This is a genomic window from Actinoplanes sp. NPDC048791 (genome assembly GCF_040650095.1).
In the GTDB taxonomy this organism is placed as follows: Bacteria; Actinomycetota; Actinomycetes; order Mycobacteriales; family Micromonosporaceae; genus Actinoplanes.
This window is the reverse complement of sequence record NZ_JBEZGQ010001325.1, coordinates 1-1,955: the sequence shown is the minus strand read 5'-3', so window position 1 is coordinate 1,955 and position 1,955 is coordinate 1. Positions and strand designations below refer to the sequence as shown.

Genomic DNA, 1,955 nt, shown 5'->3' with positions numbered 1-1,955 from the left:
GGGCGGACCGGCGCCCCGCCCGCTGGTCTGGGCCGGCATCGCCGTCGTGGCCCTGGGCCTGGCGATCGGCCTGCGCACCACCGCCGGGAGAAGTCCTGACCGGCCGCTCACGGGTCGCCGTCCGATGACCGCACTCACCGGGGAGATCGCATGAGGTTCCAGCATCACGACGACGTCTGGCGGGAGTTCCCGGCTCTTGCCGCGGGCGCGCTGCTGGTGACGGCCGTACCCACCGCCGCGCACGCCGCCGAAGTGGTCGCGCACCAGCTCATGGTCGCGCGCGAACGGCTCGCGGCCGGTCCCGAAGGCCAGTTCCCGGAGATCCAGGCGTGGCGGCGCGCGTTCACCGCCCTGGGCGTGAAGGCCACCCAGTACCGCTGCGCCTCCGAGTCGCTGCTGCGCCGGCTGCGGCGCGACGGTGAGCTGCCCACGGTGCATCCGCTGGTCGACGTGTGCAACGCGATGTCCGCGGCCTCCGCGATTCCGGTCGCCGCGCTGGACGTCGCCCGGATCGACGGCGACCTCGAGGTTCGCCACGCCACCGGGAACGAGACCTACCTGACCTTCGGCGGCGAGAAGGAGCACCCGGTGCCCGGCGAGGTGACGTTCGCCGACACCGCCGGCAACGCCCACGCCCGGCGCTGGACCAACCGGCAGAGCGGGCTCTCCGCCGTCACCGCGGACACCACGACCGCGCTCATCGTGGCCGAGGCCCTGCACGAGGGAGCAGCCGCCGACATCGCCCGCCTGACCGCCGCTCTGGCCGACGCCCTGGGGGCGGAACGGGTGTCCGTTCTCACCCGGGACGCGCCCGGATTCACGATATAGTCACCCACGTCGATGCCCTCTGGTGAAGGCAGGTCCGATGCGTCTGGTCACCGTGATCGCAGTCAGCGCGGCGCTCCTGGCCGTTCCCCAGGCCGCCACGGCCGCAGGCCCCGCGGGGTGTTACGACCGCACCGCCCCCGTCACCTACGAGGAGGGCCGGATCGAGACCCCGGCCCTGCCCGGTGGGACGCGGGTGCCTTACGAGCTGGTCGAGGCGGGTGGTTTCACGCCGTACGCGCGGGCTCTGACGGGGTCCCTGTGCCGGACGCGGTCGGTCGCCGACGCGCAGCGGGTGCTGCGGCGCGAGGGTGACCGGCTGTGGCGTACGGCCGTGCTGCGGGCCCAGGGCAAGGTACGGATGGGCACGATCGAGCGGTACGACGACCGCCCGCTGTACTGGACCCGGCTGATGGGCACGCGTGACCTGCGGCAGTGGCAGCCCGCGTTCCCGCTCACCGACGCCCAGCGCGCCGGCCTGCTGCGGACGTACGAGTACGCGGCCCGCGGGGTCTCCTCCACCGACTTCGCGCACGGGGTGCGGCGGGTGCTGGTCAGCGGGTTCGACCCGTACCAGCTGAACGGGGAGATCCGCCGGTCGAACCCGTCCGGGGCGTCGGCGCTGCAGCTCGACGGCCTGCGCTTCACCGTGGCCGGCCACCGGGTGCAGGTGCAGGCCGTGGCGCTGCCCGTGACGTGGAGCGGCTTCAACGCCGGCATCGTCGAGGACACCTTCGGGCCGCACCTGACCGCCCGGTCCCGGCAGCGCGCCGACCTGATCATGACGATCAGCCAGGGCAACCGCGGCCTGATGAACATCGAGCAGTGGGCCGGTGCCTGGCGCGGCGGCTCGCCGGACAACAACAACGAGGGCGTGGCCGAGCCGGTGCCCCCGGCGCCCCGCTGGCCGCAGCCGGAGCCCCAGCCGGAGTTCATCGAGACGACGCTGCCGTGGGCGGCGATGGTCGCGGCCGGGACCGGCCCGTGGCCGACGGCGCTGAACCCCCGGCTGTGCGAGTGGCCGGCTGGCACCCGCCCGGACCCGGCCGCGGTGCAGTGTCACAACAACGGGCCGACGCCCGGGTCGCAGGCCCAGTCCGGTGGCGGCGGCAACTATCTGTCCAACGAAA

2 protein-coding genes are annotated in these 1,955 nt (G+C 74.0%); both read left to right on the top strand.

Features of this window, described 5'->3' with window-relative positions:
* Window positions 1-150: 150 nt before the first annotated feature.
* Window positions 151-828 carry a phenylalanine--tRNA ligase beta subunit-related protein gene (locus tag AB0C29_RS45945; RefSeq protein WP_360834332.1) on the top strand — a complete coding sequence of 226 codons (678 nt, stop codon included), beginning with the start codon at window positions 151-153 and terminating at the stop codon, window positions 826-828.
* 37 nt (window positions 829-865) lie between these two features.
* On the top strand, window positions 866-1,955 hold a 1,090-nt coding region (locus AB0C29_RS45940), incomplete at its 3' end, for a hypothetical protein (protein WP_360834330.1).

What these genes read in the sequence shown, in the direction of transcription:
- AB0C29_RS45945 (WP_360834332.1), top strand. Translation starts at nt 151, where the DNA reads ATGAGGTTCCAGCATCACGACGACGTCTGGCGGGAGTTCCCGGCTCTT.